Raw genomic sequence first — 15901 nt, forward strand, 5'->3', positions numbered from 1 at the left:
CAGCCCGTTTCCTACACGGAGAAACTAGTGTAAAGGAGAAATTGAAGATGAAATTAAAGAAGCTCTTGTCCCTGGCACTGGCACTCAGCATGGCCCTGTCCCTGGCTGCCTGCGGCAGCAGCGGGAACACCAGCACCCCCGCTTCCAGTGGCTCGGGCAGCGACGCCTCCACCTCTCAGTCCGCCGGCGAGGTGAAGGGTCTCACCCCCGAGGAACGCTCTAAGGAGTTCATCACCGTGGGCACCGGTCCCACCTCCGGCATCTACTTCCCCATTGGCGGCGCCTTCGCCACCGCCCTGAAGGACTATGGCTATCAGACCTCCGCCGAGGCCACCAACGCCACCGGCCAGAACATCCAGAACATCCTCAACGGCGACGCGGAGATCGCCATCGCCATGCAGGACGCAGTGATGCAGGCCTACACCGGCACCGGCGCCTACGAGGGCAAGGGCGAGGCCTCCGACCTGCGGGCCCTGATGCGCCTGTGGCCCAACTATGTGCAGCTGGTCACCGTGAAGGGCACCGGCATCAACTCCGTGGCCGATCTGAAGGGCAAGCGCGTGGGCGTGGGCGCGGCCAACTCCGGCGTGGAGATCAACGCCCGCATGATCCTCAACGCCTATGGCATCACCTATGACGACATCACCCCCGACTATCTGGCCTATGGCGAGGCCATCGACAACATGAAGAACGGCCAGTGCGACGCGGTGTTCGTCACCTCCGGCCTGCCCAACTCCACCATTATGGACCTGGGCGTGCAGTATGACATGGTCATCGTCCCCATCGACGGCGAGGGCCGGGACAAGCTGGTGGCCGAGTATCCCTACTACGCCAAGTCCGTCATCCCCGCCGGGACCTATAACAACACCGAGGACGTGGAGGGCCTGTTCGTCTATAATATCATGCTGGTGCGCAAGGACCTGAGCGACGACATGGTCTATGACATGCTCCAGGGCATTTTCGAGAACATCAGCACCATCAAGGCCTCTCACAACGCCGCCGACAAGAACATCGACATCTCCTTCGGCGTGGACGACATCCAGCTGCCCCTGCACCCCGGTGCCGAGGCCTTCTGGAGAGACAACGGCTACATCAGCTGATTTTCCGTCAGCTTCCCAACATCTGACCCGGGTGCGGGCGGCACGGCCCGTCCGCACCCCCTCTCTTTGAGGCACCACCATGAACATACTGAAAAAACACCCTCTCCCGGCGCTGCTTTTGCTGGCCGTCCTGGTACTGGCCGGATATCTGGCCTTTCTCATCCCCAGCGGCTATCAGCTCCAGCTGCGGGACCGCAAGGCGGATGAACTCATCGCCGCCTGGCCCATCGCCCCGGGCGACAAGCTCTCCCTGGAGATCGAGCACTCCTTCGAGCACATCCCTTGGTATGAGTATTACTCCGTCACCGATGGACTGGAGTTCAATCTGGATGCCATCGCCGTGGCGGGCTATGGGGCGGGCATCCCCGCCGAGATGGACGTGCCCACCCGGGTGGAGGGCGGCCTGGTGTGGATGGAGGACATCAACAGTCTCTTCCCCACCCTGCACTGGATCACCTCTGACAAGTACATGAAAACCTTCACGCTGAACGGAACCGAAATTTTCGACTTCCGCTCCCTGCCCGACGCAAGCCGCGTCGAGGCCAGGATCATTCCAACAAGGGGGTATCTATTCCGTGGCTGATTTGGAAAAAACCGCCGTCACAACGGCTGACGCCTCTCCTATCGATGCCGAAAAGGGCGCCGAGATCATGGAGAAATATGAAAAAGAGTCCCGCACCCGCAAGTTCCAGGCCGACTGGCTGAACAAGCTGGTCTATGTCCTGTGTCTGTTCTTCACCCTGTATCACCTGGCCTATGCCTCTGGCATCCGCATTTTACAGATGGTGAACATCAAGCACCACGCCATCCATGTGGGACTGGTGCTGATGATCGGCTTCCTGCTCTACCCCGCCTTTAAAAAGTCCAGCCGGAAAAAGGTCGTATGGTACGACTGGATCTGCTTCGCTCTGTCGGCGGTCATGCCCATCTATGTATTCGTCCGCTATCCCGTATTCATCTCCACCGGCTTCCAGGGCGAGACCATTGACATTATCTTCGGTACGATCCTGATCCTGCTGGTGCTGGAGTGCTCCCGCCGACTCAGCGGTCCGGCCCTGAGCATCCTGTCCGTCATCTTCCTGGTCTATGCCATATTCGGCCGGTATATGCCCGGTCTCTTCATGCACCGGGGCTATAACTGGCACCGCGTCGTCACCTATCTCACCACCGATATCTACGGCATCTACGGCACCTCCGTCAAGGTGGCCGCCACCTATATCGTCCTGTTTATCATCTTCGGCGAAGTGATGAACAAGTGCGGCATGGGCCAGTTCTTCAACGACATCGCCAACGCCCTGGCCGGTCACACCAAGGGCGGCCCGGCTAAGGTGGCCGTGCTGGCCTCCGGCTTTCTGGGCTCCATCAACGGCTCCGCCGTGGCCAACGTGGTCACCACCGGCACCTTCACCATCCCCCTGATGAAAAAGACAGGCTACTCCAAGGAGTTTGCCGGCTCCGTTGAGGCCACCGCCTCGGTGGGCGGCCAGCTGCTGCCCCCCATTATGGGCGCCGCCGCCTTCGTCATGGCCGAGACCCTGGGGGTGCAATACGGAGTCATCATCAAGGCCGCCGTCATCCCCGCCCTGCTGTATTACATGGGTATTTTGGTCCAGGTGCAGATGCGGGCCACCAAAGAGCACCTAAACGGCCTGCCCAAGGAGCAGATGCCCAAGCCCGGCCAGGTCATGCGGGAGCGGGGCCATCTGCTTATCCCCATCGCCTTCCTGCTGTATATGCTCATCTGGAGCGGCAAAACGGTCATCTTCAGCGCCTTCTGGACCATCGTGGTCACCATCATCGTGGCCGAGCTGCGGCCCATCAGCCGCATGAGCCTGAAGGACATCTGCGATGCCTTTGTCTCCGGTGCCAAGTCCACCGTCTCCGTGGCCATCGCCTGCGCCTGCGTGGGCATCATCGTGGGCGTGTGCGGCATGACCGGCTTCGCCCTGAACGTGGCCCACGCCATCATCCGCATCGGCCAGGAGAGCGTGCTGCTCACCCTGGTGTTCACCATGATCACCTGCATGATCCTGGGTATGGGCCTGCCCTCCATCCCCTCCTATCTGATCACCGCCACCATCGCCGCCCCCGCCCTGGTGGAGCTGGGCCAGCCCGAGCTGGCCGCCCACCTGTTCTGCTTCTACTTTGCCATGTTCGCCAACCTGACCCCCCCTGTGGCCCTGGCCTCCTTCGCTGCGGCGGGTCTGTCCGGCGGCAGTCCCATGAAGACAGGCTGGCAATCGGTGCGATTGGCCCTGGCCGGATTCATCATCCCCTATATGTTCATGTATAACCCCCAGCTGCTGCTGGAGAACGTGACATGGCTCAGCGGCACCCAGGTGGTCATCAGCTCCTGCATCGGCGTGGTGATGATCGCCGCCGCCGTGGAGGGCCACCTGTTCGGCAACCTGAACTGGCTGCTGCGCTTCGCCTCTATGGCCGGCGCCCTGATGCTCATCGACAGCAAGACCCTCACCGACATCGGCGGCATCGCCATCCTGGCCATCATCATTGCCTATCAAAAGCTGGTCTATCAGCCCCGGCACAAGGACCCCCAGTCCCCCGTCTCCCCGTCCGCTGCCTGATGATCGCACATGAAAAAGGGAGCGCCCCGGCGCTCCCTTTTTCGTCTCTCTTGCCCTTACTTTGCTTCTCTGCTATACTGAAGCTATCAATCAAATTTCAGAAGGGATGACTGCTGTATGCCCCGCTTCGACCCGCTTATTTATCGCTACTCCTCCCGCCGCAACGTGGTCTATGCCAAAAAGGCCGTGGCCTGTACCTCTGTCCCCCTGGGGGCCCAGATCGGTCTGGACGTGATGAAGTCCGGCGGCAACGCCGTGGACGCCGCCGTGGCCATGGCCGCCGCCATGCCCCTGCTGGAGCCCACAGGCAACGGCCTGGGCTCCGACTGCTTCGCCCTGGTGTGGATTGAAAAAGATCAGAAGCTCTACGGCTTAAACGCCAGCGGCGTGGCCCCCATGGCCCTCTCCGCCGATAAGGTCCGGGAACTGGGCTTTGACCAGGTGCCCAAGGAGGGCTGGCTGCCCACCATGGTCCCCGGCGCCCCCGCCGGTTGGGCCGCCCTGAACAGCCGCTTTGGCACCAAGCCCCTGGCCGAGCTGTTCGCCCCCGCCGTCGCCTATGCCCGGGAGGGCTATCCCGTGCCTGTGAACGTGGCCCGCCAGTGGAGCAAAGACAACCGCCGCATCGCCAAGGCCATGGAGACCGACCCCGCCCCCTACGCATACTGGTGGAAGAGCTTTATGAAGCCAGACGGCACCCCCTACGCTGCGGGAGATATCTTCCGCTTCCCCGACTATGCCGACACGTTAGAGGAGCTGGCCGCCACCGGCTGCGAGAGCTATTACCGGGGAAAACTGATGGAGCAGATCGTGGCCTTCTCCCAGAAGACGGGGGGCTATTTCTGCCGGGAGGACTTTGAGAACTATTACCCGGACTGGGTTGAGCCCATCACCCAGAACTATCGGGGCTATACCGTGTGCGAGATCCCGCCCAACGGCCACGGCATCACCGTTCTCATGGCCCTGGGCATTCTGGACGGGATGACCATGCCGGAAAATCGGGAGAGCGCCGAGCACTATCACAAGGTGATGGAGGCCATCAAGCTGGCCTTTGCCGACACCAAGACCTATGTGGCCGACCCCCGGTATATGAAGACCACGGTGGACCAGCTGCTCAGCCCCGGCTATCTGGCCGCCCGCCGGGCGCTCATTTCCGACAAGGCCCTGGAGCCCAAGGCCGGGGACCCCCGCTGCGGCGGCACCATCTATCTGTGTACCGCCGACGAGCAGGGCAACATGGTCTCCTTCATCCAGAGCAACTACACCACCTTTGGCTCCGGCGTGGCCATCCCCGGCACGGCCATCTCCCTGCAGAACCGGGGGGCCAATTTCTCCCTGGACCCTGCCAGCGACAACTGTCTGGCCGGGGGCAAAAAGTCCTATCACACCATCATCCCCGGCTTTTTGCTGAAGGACGGCCAGGCGGTGGGCCTCTTCGGGGTGATGGGGGCCTTTATGCAGCCCCAGGGCCAGGCGGAGGTCATCATCAACACCCTGGACTATCACATGAACCCGCAGGAGGCCCTGGATGCCCCCCGCATCCAGTGGATCGGCGGGAAAAAGCTCCAGCTGGAGCGGGAGGCCGGTGAGGACATCGCCCAGCAGCTGCGCGCCATGGGCCACGAGGTGGAGATCATCGATGACCGCATCGCCATGGGCCGGGGCCAGATCATCTGGCGGTGTGAAAACGGCACTCTCATCGCCGGGACCGAGCCCCGCTGCGACGGCGCGGTGGCCGCCTGGTGATCTTACAGTCAACACAAAACAGCGCAAAGCGCCCGGAGAGCCGCTCTCCGGGCGCTTTTTATGACAGTTTTCTTCCCTTCCACCGGTAGTAGATCAGGCAAACCACCAGGGAAAACAGGGCCGCCCACACGGTGGACAGGCCGATCTGAAACAGCTCCGGCTCCGCCTGGCGGCTGGCCCACCAGGCATATGGGATCTTCACCAGGAAGATGGAGCACAGCCCTTGGACCATGACCAACCGGGTCCGGCCCAGGCCGTTGAAATAGCCCGTCAGGCAATAGGCGGCGGACAAAAGCAGGCACTCCACAGAGGTGGCCCGCAGAAACTCCCAGCTGGCCGCCGCCACCGCTCCCTGTCCCCCGCCCTTTCCGTGGAGGAAGAGCATGGACAGGGCCTCCCCGTGGAAAAAAGCGGCCCAGGCCGCAAGTCCGCCCAGGAGCACGGCGGTGGCCATCCCCGTCCACAGGGCTTTTTTCGCCCGGTCCGGCTGTCCGGCCCCCAGGTTCTGCGCCGTAAAGGCCGAGATGGACTGCATATACGCCACCGGGATAAGCAGAATGAACAGCACCAGCTTCTCAGCGATGCCCACCCCGGCGGAGGCCGTCACCCCCAGGGCGTTCACCAGACCGATGAGGATGAGATAAGACGCCTCATTGCACACGTCCTGCAAGGCGATGGGCGCGCCCAGCAGGAGGATGCTCCCCGCAGTCCGGCCGTCCGGTCTGAGGTGGGTCCTGCGTATGACAAATGGCAGCCCCCGGCGGCGGATGAGGGCCAGGGACAGCACCACGCTGACTCCCTGGGCCGCCACGGTAGCCATGGCCGCCCCGGCAGCCCCCAGGCCAAGCCCCCGGATCAGCGCCAGGTCCCCCGCCACGTTGACTACACAGGCGATGGCTACGAACACCAGGGGTGACCGGGCGTCCCCCATGCCCCGAAAAATGGCGCTGAGCAGGTTATAGGCCGCGATGCACAGGCTGCCCCCGCCGCAGATGCGGATATAGTCCGCCGTCTGGTCCAGCGCCTCCGCCGGGGCGTTCATCCCCCTGGCGATGGGTCCGGCGGCCAGCACCATCACCAGACTCAGCGCCGCTCCCAGCAGGCCGAACACCCACAGGCTGGCCCCAACGGCCCGGGCCGCACCGTCGTCGTCCCCCCGTCCCATGGCCCGGCCCAGCAGCACCGTGACCCCCATGGACAGGCCGGTGATCCCGCCGATGACCATCTGCATGGTCTGGCTGCCGGTAGACACGGCGGAGATGTCCGCAGTGGTGCCGAACCGTCCCACTGCCCACAGGTCCACCGCCCCATACAGGGCCTGGAGGATCAGCGCCAGCAGCACCGGCCCGCAGAAGGTCAGCAGACCGGAGAGCACGGGCCCCTCCGTCAGTGTCCGCCCCCTCATTTCTCCAGCTCCTCAAAGTTGATCTGAGCGATCACGTCCAGCATCTCGCAAAACCGGGCCACCTCCGCTGGGGAAAAGCGCTGGGTGATGCGCCGGATGACCTCCCCGTCCTGGCGGCGATAGACCTGATACCTTGGGACGGCCTCCTCGTTCACCGACAGGAAATACCGCCGCCCGTCCTCCGGGTCTGGAGTCTTCGTCACCAGGCCCTGGCGGATGAGCTCGTTTACCTTCGACGTGACTCCCGGGCGGGACACGTGGAGCATATCCGCCAACCGGGAGGCGGTGCATCTGCCCTCCATGGTGAAGATCAGCTCCAGATATAAGAGACTGTTATAGGTGATGGTCTCGTCCACAAACTTCCGGTTCATCAGCCGAAGATCGCACAGGGCGGTGCTGTAATAAAACCGGTCCAACGCCTGCCGCAGGTCCATTGTCCCACTTCCCCCTCTAAACAATTAAGATAATATCATTATATTAGCTTAATTATCTAAGCGCGTCAAGGCGAAAAACGCCCCGGCGGGCGCGGGCACGGCGGCCTGCCTCCCTCCGGGGCGTCTGGTCCTGCATGACTCCTATTACTCCGCTGTCCCGTCCACGGGGATGGGATAATGCTCGGTGAAGCAGCCCTCGCAGAAACCGCACTGGGCGTTGGGGGCCAGCTTTTGCAGGTTCTCCAGGGACAGAAAGTCCAGGCTGTCCGCTCCGGTCATGTCCCGGATCTCGTCGATGGAGTGGTGGCAGGCGATGAGCCGCTCCTTGTCCGGGATATCGGTGCCGAAGTAGCAGGGGGAGATGAAGGGCGGGGCGGACACCCGCATGTGGACCTCCGTGGCTCCCGCCTCCCGCAGCAGGGCAATGATCTGGCTGCAAGTGGTGCCCCGGACGATGGAGTCGTCCACCATGACCACCCGCTTGCCCTCCACCTCGCTGCGCAGGGCGGACAGCTTGATGCGCACCGCCTGCTCCCGGCTCTGCTGGTCGGGGGTGATGAAGGTGCGGCCCACATAGCGGTTTTTCACAAAGCCCATCACGTTGGGCAGGCCGCTCTCCAGGGCATAACCCCGGGCGGCGTCCAGGCCGGAGTCGGGCACCCCCACCACCACGTCGGCGGGGACGGGATTCTGCCGGGCCAGCAGACGGCCCGCGTTCACCCGGGCCTGGTGGACCGACTGCCCGGCGATGATGGAGTCGGGACGGGCGAAATAGATGTACTCGAAGATACACATGTGGGACTTGCCCTGGCAGTTGTCCCGGATGGACCGGACCTGGCCGTCCTGGACCACCACCACCTCGCCGGGCTCCAGTTCCCGCTCCACTCTGCCGCCCACGGCCTCGATGGCGCAGGACTCCGAGGCGAACAGGATGGCCTGGCCCTTCCGGCCCATGCACAGGGGGCGGAAGCCCCAGGGGTCCCGGCAGGCGATGAGCTTTTGGGGCGACATGACCAGCAGAGAGAAGGCCCCCCGCAGTTTAGACGCCGCCTGGCACACCGCCTCCTCCACGCTGCCGCAGCGCAGCCGGGCCTGGGCGATGGCATAGGCGATCAGCTCTGAATCGCTGGTGGTGTGGAAAATGGCCCCCTGATACTCAAACTTCTGCCGCAGCTGGTCCACCCCTACCAGGTTTCCGTTGTGGACCACCGCCAGGGTGCCCTTCACATATTTGATGGTCAGGGGCTGGGCGTTCTCCCGCTCCCTGGCCCCGGTGGTGGCATAGCGCACATGGCCCACGGCCATGGTCCCGTTCAGCCGCTGGAGGGTCTGCTTGTCAAACACCTCGCTGACCAGGCCCACGTCCTTATAAAAGGACTGCTCCCGGTCATTGATGGTGGCGATGCCGCAAGCCTCCTGTCCCCGGTGCTGCAGGGCGTACAGCCCGTAATAGGTGGTCTGGGCACAGCCCCCCGCCGGGTCATAGACGCCGAACACGCCGCACTCCTCGTGCAGGCCCATGTCCGGCCCGTCCCACTCCAGTTCTGTCTCTGCTCTGTCTGCCATTTGCGCCGCTCCTTTCTCCTATGCGCCAAAAAAGCGCAACGACGCCCCTATCCAGGCGTCGTTGTCCGTACAAAATATTATACCCCCGATATTCCCGTTTTCGCAACGGAAACCGGAGCGCAAACCCGATGATATGCGCCCCGGCATTGCAGGATCTTTCTGTGAGATTTTCACAAGGCGGGAAAAAGGGCTACCCAACGGAAAAAAATTATGGTAAAATAACTGCTAGCAGTTATTTTACCATTTATTCAAGCCGTTTTTCTCCCGGGCTTCGCCCGGAACCGAAAAACATGGCATAATGTTTCCTGTAAAATCCCGTCTCACTCACCGCTCCTAGGAGGTAATTTCCATGAGATGTCCCTTCTGCGCCCACCCTGAAAGCAAGGTCATCGACTCCCGTCCCGCGGACGAGGGCGCCAGCATCCGCCGCCGGCGGGAATGTCTGGCCTGTCACAAGCGATTTACCACCTACGAGACCATGGAGAGCCTGCCCCTGATGGTGGTGAAAAAGGACGGCAGCCGCCAGAGCTTTGACCGGAACAAGGTGCTGGGCGGCCTGATCCGGGCCTGCGAAAAGCGCCCGGTGAGCTATGCCACCTTGGAGGCCATCGTCAACGACATCGAGCAGACCCTGCAAAGCCAAATGGACCGGGAGGTCCGCTCCGCCCAGATCGGCGAACTGGTCATGGACCGGCTGAAAAAGGTGGACGAGGTATCCTACGTCCGCTTCGCCTCCGTCTACCGCCAGTTCAAAGACATCAACACTTTCCTGGACGAGCTGAATAAGCTGCTGGAGGATAAGTAAAAGCCGCCGGGATTTTTTCTTCTGCAAAGGAGGCCGCGCATATGCTGAGCAAAGAAGCCGCAAAAAAAATCGGGATCGACGCCTGTGCCGACAAGCTGGGCAGGGATTTCATCCTGGCCCACAAGAATTATGCCATATCCATATACGGCGAGAGCGCCGACAGCGTATATTGCTTTGTGGGCGTGGACGATCAGCATCGCCCGCAAAACAACTTCGACACATTCGTTCTGGATGGACCCTCCCAGTTTCCCTTTCGGGCAAGCTGCAACGTCAGCCTGGAAGACGGCATTCCCCGTTTTGAGGAGTGTGTCCTTCCGCCCCAGTCGCCCCAATAACGAATCATCAAATTTGAAAGCGTCAGCCTGGGTGCTGGCGCTTTTTTATGTTCTCTCCCCTCCGGCCTATTTTTCTCCCCGCCCGCATATGCTTTTGGGCGGAGGTGAGGGCTGTGTCTTGGGTTGGTCGGGCGGCGGACGCTCTTTGGAACCCCTGGCTGCTGGGGCTGTTTTTGTTCACGGGGCTTGTTTACTCCCTGGGCTCCGGCTTTTTTCAGCTGTTCGGCCTGCCCCTCTGGCTGCGGGCCACTTTGGGCGGGCTGTTCCGCCGGGAGAAGGGCGCTAAACGGGGCCTGTCCCCTCTTCAGTCCCTGGCCACAGCTCTGGCCTCCACCATGGGCACGGGGTCCATCGCCGGGGTGGCCACCGCCCTGACCCTGGGCGGGCCGGGGGCGGTGTTCTGGATGTGGGCGTCCGCATGGCTGGGCATGATGACCGGCTTTGGGGAGAAGCTGCTGTCCGTCCGCTTTCAGCGCCCCGCTCCCGGGGGCGGGATGCAGGGCGGGCCCATGTTCTATCTCCGGGACGGCTTGGGCTGGCACGGGGCCGCCCTGTGGTTCACCCTGGCCTGTCTCCCCGCCACCCTGGCCGGGGGCGACCTGGTCCAGTCCTCCTCCATCGCCCAGGCATTAGAGAGCAGCTTCGCTCTCCCCCGGCTAGCTACGGGACTGGTCACCGCCGCCCTGGCCGCCCTGGTCCTGATGGGCGGGGTGGGGCGCATCGCCCGGGTGTCCTCTGCCCTGGTCCCCGCCATGGCCCTGCTCTATCTGGGGGCCGGGGGCTGGGTGCTGCTGTGCCGGGCCACGGCCCTGCCCGGAGCGCTGAAACTGATTTTTCTCTGTGCCCTCTCTCCCCGGGCCGCTCTGGGCGGCGGAGCGGGCTGGACGGTGGCCTCCGCCCTGCGCTATGGGGTGGCCCGGGGGGTATTCACCAACGAGGCGGGCTTAGGCCCCTCCGCCATGGCCCACGGAGCCGCTGACCACGCCTGTCCCGTCCGCCAGGGCTTTTGGGGGATGTTCGAGGTGGCCCTGGCCACCCTGCTGGTCTGCTCCGTCACCGCTCTGGTCATTCTGGTCAGCGGCGTGTGGCAGCCGGGGTCGCCGAAGGCCCTCACCGGGACCTCTCTCACCGCCGCAGCCTTCTCCTCCGTGCTTGGCCCGGCTGGAAGCTGGACGGTGTCCCTGTGTCTGCTGCTGTTCGCCTTCTCCTCTATTCTGGGCTGGAGCTATTACGGCCAGCAGTGCCTGCGCTATCTCACCGGGGATGACCGCCTGCTGCCCCTCTACCGGGCCCTGTTTCTCCTGTGCATCCCCCTGGGGGCGGTGTGGGAAAACGCCGTGGTTTGGGAACTGGTGGACCTGTGCAACGCCCTGATGGCCCTGCCCAACCTGGTGGGGCTGATCGTCCTGGCGCCGACAGCACTCGGGGAACTGCGCACAAAAATATCCTGGCGGTTTTAAAGGCCGCCAGGATATTTGTTTACGTATTCTCTTCCCCGTGGTGCTCATTCTCAGGTTCCAGGCGTTCCACCAGGGCCCACTCTACCCGGCGGTCACACAGCTCCTCCACCCGGATGCGCAGGCCCAGGGCCTCCACCACCGGGCGGCTGCCGTCCTCGGGGATGACGGACAGCTGGGAGAACACCAGGCCGCCCAGGGTGTCATAGTCCCGGTCCTCCTCCTCGGGCAGCTCAATGCCGATGACCTGGGCCAGCTCCTCCAGGTCCGCAGAACCGGACACCCGCCACTTGTTGTCCTCCAGGCGGATGATGTCCTGCTCCTCCTGGGGGTCGAACTCGTCATAGATCTTGCCCACCAGCTCCTCCAGCAGGTCCTCCATGGTGACCAGTCCGCTGGTGCCGCCGTACTCGTCCACCACCAGGGCCATGTGGGTCTTTTTCCCCTGCATGTCCCGGAACAGCACGTCGGTGGGCACGGTCTCCGGCACGAAATAGGCCGGGCGGAGCAGATCCTTCATGGGCTTGGGCTGGGGCAGGCGGCAGTTGAGCAGATATTCCCGGGTGGACAGCACGCCCACGATGTCGTCCACGTCCTCCTGATACACCGGGAAGCGGGACAGGCCGGAGCTTTTGATGGTCTCCATCACCGTGTCGTCATCATCATCCAGTTCCAACGTGACCATGTCGGTGCGGTGGACCATCACGTCCCGGGCGGTCATAGTATCAAAGTCAAAGACGTTTTCGATGAGCGTCTTCTCGTTGCTCTGGATGGCGCCGGACTCCTCGCCCTCCTCCACCATGGCCATGATGTTGTCCTCCGACACCTTCTCCTCCCGGCGCAGCAGACGGCGGATGGGCTTTTGAAACAGCAGGATCAGGTTTCCCAACAGGCTGATCCCCAACAATACGATGGGCCATATTTGGTCCCCAGGCACGAAAAACTCCCCCTTGAACGGTTTTGTGCATCTAAAATAGCAAGAATATCATACCACACCCCCGCCCCCAGCGCAAGGGAAAGCCGGTGATTTGTCCCCCTCTTCCGCGACCACGAAAATTTTTCAAAAATTTTTTGTGGAAAAAGAGGAATCCTCCCTTTTTTTGCGTATAAGAAATTATAAGACAAAATTTCGTCTGTTGGCTGAAGCGGCCTGCCCATCTTGTTCCTTACGAACATCCCGAAAAAGGAGTGGTTTCTATGGCGGATCGTAACTTTAAAGTCGTGGCTGTCCTGCGGGACGATCTCACCCCCGCCCAGCGGCTGACCGCCGAGCGCCAGCTGTGCGCCTTGCAGCGGAAATTCCAAATCGAGAAGATCGATGACGAGACTTATTGCAAGGGCGGCCCAGTCACAGACAACGACGATTTCGGCCCGGTGACCTTTTTCTACTGCAAGCTGAAGCGGATGAAAGAATACTTCTGCAAGCTGGAGTATTACGACCTGTGGGAAGGAGAAAAGAGCGTTGCCGTCTGACCAGACCAAGGCGCGGCGGAGCCAGTGGGCACGGGGCGTGGTCCTGTCCTTCGACTTTGACACGGCAAGAAAAGAACGAAACGGGAAGGAGCGTGTGCCATGACCCTGCGGGAGGAGACCCAGCGGCGGGAGGCGGAATTTCTCTCTCCCTATGCCTGCCGCTCCGCCGCCAGCCGGGGCCGCCAGCGGAGCGAGGAGGCGTGTCCCATCCGCACGCCTTTTCAGCGGGACATTGACCGCATCGTCTATTCCAAGGCCTTTCGGCGCTTAAAGCACAAGACCCAGGTGTTCCTCCTGCCCGAGGGAGACCACTACCGCACCCGCATGACCCACACCCTGGAGGTCAATCGTATCGCCCGGACCATCGCCCGTGCCCTGGCCCTGAACGAGGACCTGACCGAGGCCATCGCCCTGGGCCACGATCTGGGCCACACCCCCTTCGGCCACTCCGGGGAGCGGGTGCTCAACGAGCTGATGCCCGGGGGCTTTGCCCACTTCCGCCAGTCGGTGCGGGTGGTGGAGCGGCTGGAGAAAAACGGCCAGGGACTGAACCTGACCTGGGAGGTGCGCAACGGCATCCTCTGCCACACGCGCGGCCCCGCCGCTGCCACGCTGGAGGGCCAGGTGGTCCGGTTGGCCGACCACATCGCCTATATCAACCACGACATCGAGGACGCCCTGCGGGGCAGCATTCTCTATCCCATGGACATCCCCCTGGAGGCCAGCGAGGTGCTGGGCTTTACCCACCGGGCGCGGATCGACACGCTGGTGCGGGACGCCATCCAGGCCAGCGCGGGCCAGCCGGAAATCAGACAGTCCCCGCCGGTGGCCCAGGCCATGCTGACGCTGAAGGACTTTATGTTCGCCAGCGTGTACACCAATCCCGCCGCCAAGGGGGAGGAGGGCAAGGCCCAGGATATGCTGCGGTCCCTGTTTGAATACTTCCAGAAGCACCCCGACGAGCTGCCCGACGACTTTCAGTCCATCCGGGCGGAGGAGGGCGTGGACCGGGCGGTGTGCGACTACATCGCCGGCATGACCGACCCCTTCGCCGTGGAGCAGTTCACCCGCCGCTTTATCCCGGCGGGGTGGTCGATGAAGTAATAGAATACCCTCTCAGTCACGGCTGCGCCGTGCCAGCTCTCCCAGAGGGAGAGCCAAGACCACGAATTATGACTATTAAAGGAAGGAGAAGAGTCGTTTGCCCATTCCCGAGCGATTTTTAGATGAGCTCATGGCCCGCACCGACATTGTGGACCTGGTGTCAGAGTCGGTGCGGCTGACCAAAAAGGGCAGCAGCTATTGGGGCTGTTGTCCCTTCCACAGCGAAAAGACCCCCTCCTTCCACGTGGTCCCGGACCGGCAGATCTACAAGTGCTTCGGTTGCGGCAAGGGCGGCGGGGCCATCAACTTCGTCATGGAGCTGGAGAACCTGTCCTTTCGGGACGCGGTGGCCGTGCTGGCCAAGCGGGCGGGCATGACCATGCCGGAGAGCTTTGGCGGCTCCCCCGACGCACAGAAGCGGCGGGAAAAGATGCTGGAGCTGAACCGCCAGGCCGCCCTGGCCTTCCACCGCTGGCTCTATGCCCCGGAGGGGGCCCACGGGCTGGACTATCTCCGCCGAAGGGGGCTGTCCCCCGGCACCCTCACCCGGTTCGGCCTGGGCTTTGCCCCGGACAGCTGGGACGCCCTCATCCAGGAGATGGCCAAGCAGGGCTATGACAAGCGGGACCTGCTGGACGCGGGCCTGGCCGTCAGCAACAAAGATGGCCGCATCTATGACCGGTTCCGCAATCGGGTCATCTTTCCCATCATCGACGTGCGGGGGGGCGTCATCGGCTTTGGAGGGCGGGTGATGGACGACTCCACCCCCAAGTATCTCAACTCCCCGGACACGCCGGTGTATAACAAGAGCCGGAATATCTTCGCCCTGAACATCGCAAAGAAGTCCAAGGCGGGTCGGGTCATCCTCACCGAGGGCTATATGGACACCATCGCCCTGCACCAGGCGGGGTTTGACAACGCGGTGGCATCCCTGGGCACCTCCCTCACCGAGGAGCACGCCCAGCTGCTCTCCCGCTACTTTAAGGACGCCATCATCTCCTACGACGGAGACGGGGCCGGTATCGCCGCCGCCCAGCGGGCCATCCCCCTGCTGGAAAAAGCGGGCCTGAAGGTGCGGGTGCTGCGGGTCACGGGGGCCAAGGACCCGGACGAGTTCATCAAGGCCTATGGCCGGGACGCCTTTGCCCGACTGCTGGACAAGAGCGAAAATCAGGTGGACTACCGCCTGGCCCAGCTGCAAAGCAAGTTCGACCTGGCGGATGACGCCCAAAAAGTGGCCTTTTTACAGGAGGCCGCCCAGCTCATCGCCGCCCGGCCCAGCGCCGTGGAGCGGGAGATCTACGGCGGCCACGCGGCCCAGATGGCAGGCGTCACCCCCGAGGCCATGGCCCAGGAGGTGTCCCGCGCCCTGCGAAACCGCCTGCGGAAAGAGAAAAAGCAGCAGGAGCGCCGGGACTTGGCTCCCGCCGCCCAGCTTCAGCCCAAGGCCCGCAGCCTGCGCTATGACAATATCCGCTCCGCCCGGGCGGAGGAGGGCGTTTTGAGACTGCTGCTGCTGGACCCGGCATTACTAAGTAAGATGGCCGGTCTGGAGGGACAGGAGTTCTCCTCGCCCCTGCTGGGCCGCGCTTTCGACGCCCTGCGGGGCCAGGTCCAACAGGGCCTGTCCCCCAATCTCGCCCCCCTGGCGCAGATTTTCACCGGGGAGGAGATGGATCACCTGGCCCAGGTGGCCAGCCAGCCCGAGTCGGCGGCCAACGGCCCCCGTGCCCTGGCCGACTACATATCCATCATCCGGGGCGAGGGGCTGCGGCGCAGCCAGGGGCAGGGCGACGATCTGCTGCTGGCCATGCAAAAGAAATATCAAAAATCAAAAGCATATATGGAGGAAAAACCATGAGCACCAAGAAAACCGGAGTTGTACACACCA

General features: G+C 62.9%; 14 protein-coding genes. 10 read left to right on the plus strand and 4 right to left on the minus strand.

Annotation, left to right across the window (positions count from 1 at the left end; translation table 11 throughout):
• Nucleotides 1–47: 47 nt before the first annotated feature.
• From ACSAMP_RS12930 to ACSAMP_RS12945, 4 genes are all read left to right on the plus strand, one after another.
• On the plus strand, nucleotides 48–1100 hold the full coding sequence (locus ACSAMP_RS12930; protein WP_441795995.1) for a TAXI family TRAP transporter solute-binding subunit: 1053 nt from the start codon (nucleotides 48–50) through the stop codon (nucleotides 1098–1100).
• 79 nt (nucleotides 1101–1179) lie between these two features.
• Complete coding sequence (locus ACSAMP_RS12935; RefSeq protein ID WP_441795996.1) at nucleotides 1180–1683, plus strand: DUF1850 domain-containing protein; 504 nt, start codon at nucleotides 1180–1182, stop codon at nucleotides 1681–1683.
• On the plus strand, nucleotides 1676–3685 hold the full coding sequence (locus tag ACSAMP_RS12940; RefSeq protein ID WP_457800715.1) for a TRAP transporter permease: 2010 nt from the start codon (nucleotides 1676–1678) through the stop codon (nucleotides 3683–3685). The genes ACSAMP_RS12935 and ACSAMP_RS12940 overlap by 8 nt, the downstream gene beginning before the upstream one ends.
• Before the next feature lie 117 nt (nucleotides 3686–3802).
• Nucleotides 3803–5431: a gamma-glutamyltransferase family protein gene (locus tag ACSAMP_RS12945; RefSeq protein ID WP_457800716.1), complete on the plus strand. Its 1629-nt coding sequence runs from the start codon at nucleotides 3803–3805 to the stop codon at nucleotides 5429–5431.
• Between the two features lie 58 nt (nucleotides 5432–5489).
• Here ACSAMP_RS12945 and ACSAMP_RS12950 read toward each other — a convergent pair whose 3' ends face one another.
• The 3 genes from ACSAMP_RS12950 to purF form a co-directional block, all read right to left on the minus strand.
• Nucleotides 5490–6836 (minus strand): MATE family efflux transporter, encoded by a 1347-nt coding sequence (locus ACSAMP_RS12950; protein WP_457800717.1) that lies wholly within the window; start codon nucleotides 6834–6836, stop codon nucleotides 5490–5492.
• Nucleotides 6833–7270, minus strand: coding sequence for a MarR family winged helix-turn-helix transcriptional regulator (locus ACSAMP_RS12955; protein WP_457800718.1), 438 nt, complete (start codon nucleotides 7268–7270; stop codon nucleotides 6833–6835). Before ACSAMP_RS12955 ends, ACSAMP_RS12950 begins: the two co-directional genes overlap by 4 nt.
• A 144-nt stretch (nucleotides 7271–7414) precedes the next feature.
• A complete protein-coding gene (gene purF / locus ACSAMP_RS12960; protein WP_457800719.1) occupies nucleotides 7415–8836 on the minus strand; it encodes an amidophosphoribosyltransferase in 1422 nt (473 codons plus the stop codon).
• 349 nt (nucleotides 8837–9185) lie between these two features.
• On the opposite strand from purF, the gene nrdR reads away from it, so the two are divergent.
• The 3 genes from nrdR to ACSAMP_RS12975 all read left to right on the plus strand — a co-directional run bounded on the left by nrdR (nucleotide 9186) and on the right by ACSAMP_RS12975 (nucleotide 11436).
• Nucleotides 9186–9641, plus strand: a complete 456-nt coding sequence (nrdR, locus tag ACSAMP_RS12965) for a transcriptional regulator NrdR (protein ID WP_147560995.1) — start codon at nucleotides 9186–9188, stop codon at nucleotides 9639–9641.
• A gap of 41 nt (nucleotides 9642–9682) precedes the next feature.
• Nucleotides 9683–9976, plus strand: a complete 294-nt coding sequence (locus ACSAMP_RS12970) for a hypothetical protein (protein ID WP_457800720.1) — start codon at nucleotides 9683–9685, stop codon at nucleotides 9974–9976.
• Between the two features lie 113 nt (nucleotides 9977–10089).
• Nucleotides 10090–11436 (plus strand): alanine/glycine:cation symporter family protein, encoded by a 1347-nt coding sequence (locus ACSAMP_RS12975; protein WP_457800721.1) that lies wholly within the window; start codon nucleotides 10090–10092, stop codon nucleotides 11434–11436.
• A gap of 19 nt (nucleotides 11437–11455) precedes the next feature.
• Here ACSAMP_RS12975 and ACSAMP_RS12980 read toward each other — a convergent pair whose 3' ends face one another.
• A complete protein-coding gene (locus tag ACSAMP_RS12980) occupies nucleotides 11456–12370 on the minus strand; it encodes a hemolysin family protein (protein WP_457800722.1) in 915 nt (304 codons plus the stop codon).
• Between the two features lie 260 nt (nucleotides 12371–12630).
• Between ACSAMP_RS12980 and ACSAMP_RS12985 the strand changes: the two genes are divergently transcribed.
• The 3 genes from ACSAMP_RS12985 (at nucleotide 12631) to dnaG (ending at nucleotide 15871) form a co-directional block, all read left to right on the plus strand.
• Nucleotides 12631–12906, plus strand: a complete 276-nt coding sequence (locus ACSAMP_RS12985; RefSeq protein ID WP_441796002.1) for a hypothetical protein — start codon at nucleotides 12631–12633, stop codon at nucleotides 12904–12906.
• Nucleotides 12907–13005: 99 nt separating this feature from the next.
• Nucleotides 13006–14010: a deoxyguanosinetriphosphate triphosphohydrolase gene (locus ACSAMP_RS12990; RefSeq protein WP_457800723.1), complete on the plus strand. Its 1005-nt coding sequence runs from the start codon at nucleotides 13006–13008 to the stop codon at nucleotides 14008–14010.
• A 97-nt stretch (nucleotides 14011–14107) separates the two neighbouring features.
• The gene (gene dnaG, locus ACSAMP_RS12995) at nucleotides 14108–15871 is read left to right on the plus strand and encodes a DNA primase (protein WP_457800724.1); all 1764 of its coding nucleotides are present in this window, start codon (nucleotides 14108–14110) and stop codon (nucleotides 15869–15871) included.
• The last annotated feature ends 30 nt before the right edge of the window (nucleotides 15872–15901 follow it).

Source organism: Flintibacter sp. SJQ-8 (assembly GCF_054108085.1).

Bases quoted from the DNA above. Each gene is read 5' to 3' on its own strand.
- ACSAMP_RS12930 (WP_441795995.1), top strand. From the start codon at position 48: ATGAAATTAAAGAAGCTCTTGTCCCTGGCACTGGCACTCAGCATGGCC.
- ACSAMP_RS12935 (WP_441795996.1), top strand. From the start codon at position 1,180: ATGAACATACTGAAAAAACACCCTCTCCCGGCGCTGCTTTTGCTGGCC.
- ACSAMP_RS12945 (WP_457800716.1), top strand. From the start codon at position 3,803: ATGCCCCGCTTCGACCCGCTTATTTATCGCTACTCCTCCCGCCGCAAC.
- ACSAMP_RS12950 (WP_457800717.1), bottom strand. From the start codon at position 6,836: ATGAGGGGGCGGACACTGACGGAGGGGCCCGTGCTCTCCGGTCTGCTG.
- ACSAMP_RS12955 (WP_457800718.1), bottom strand. From the start codon at position 7,270: ATGGACCTGCGGCAGGCGTTGGACCGGTTTTATTACAGCACCGCCCTG.
- purF (WP_457800719.1), bottom strand. From the start codon at position 8,836: ATGGCAGACAGAGCAGAGACAGAACTGGAGTGGGACGGGCCGGACATG.
- nrdR (WP_147560995.1), top strand. From the start codon at position 9,186: ATGAGATGTCCCTTCTGCGCCCACCCTGAAAGCAAGGTCATCGACTCC.
- ACSAMP_RS12970 (WP_457800720.1), top strand. From the start codon at position 9,683: ATGCTGAGCAAAGAAGCCGCAAAAAAAATCGGGATCGACGCCTGTGCC.
- ACSAMP_RS12985 (WP_441796002.1), top strand. From the start codon at position 12,631: ATGGCGGATCGTAACTTTAAAGTCGTGGCTGTCCTGCGGGACGATCTC.
- ACSAMP_RS12990 (WP_457800723.1), top strand. From the start codon at position 13,006: ATGACCCTGCGGGAGGAGACCCAGCGGCGGGAGGCGGAATTTCTCTCT.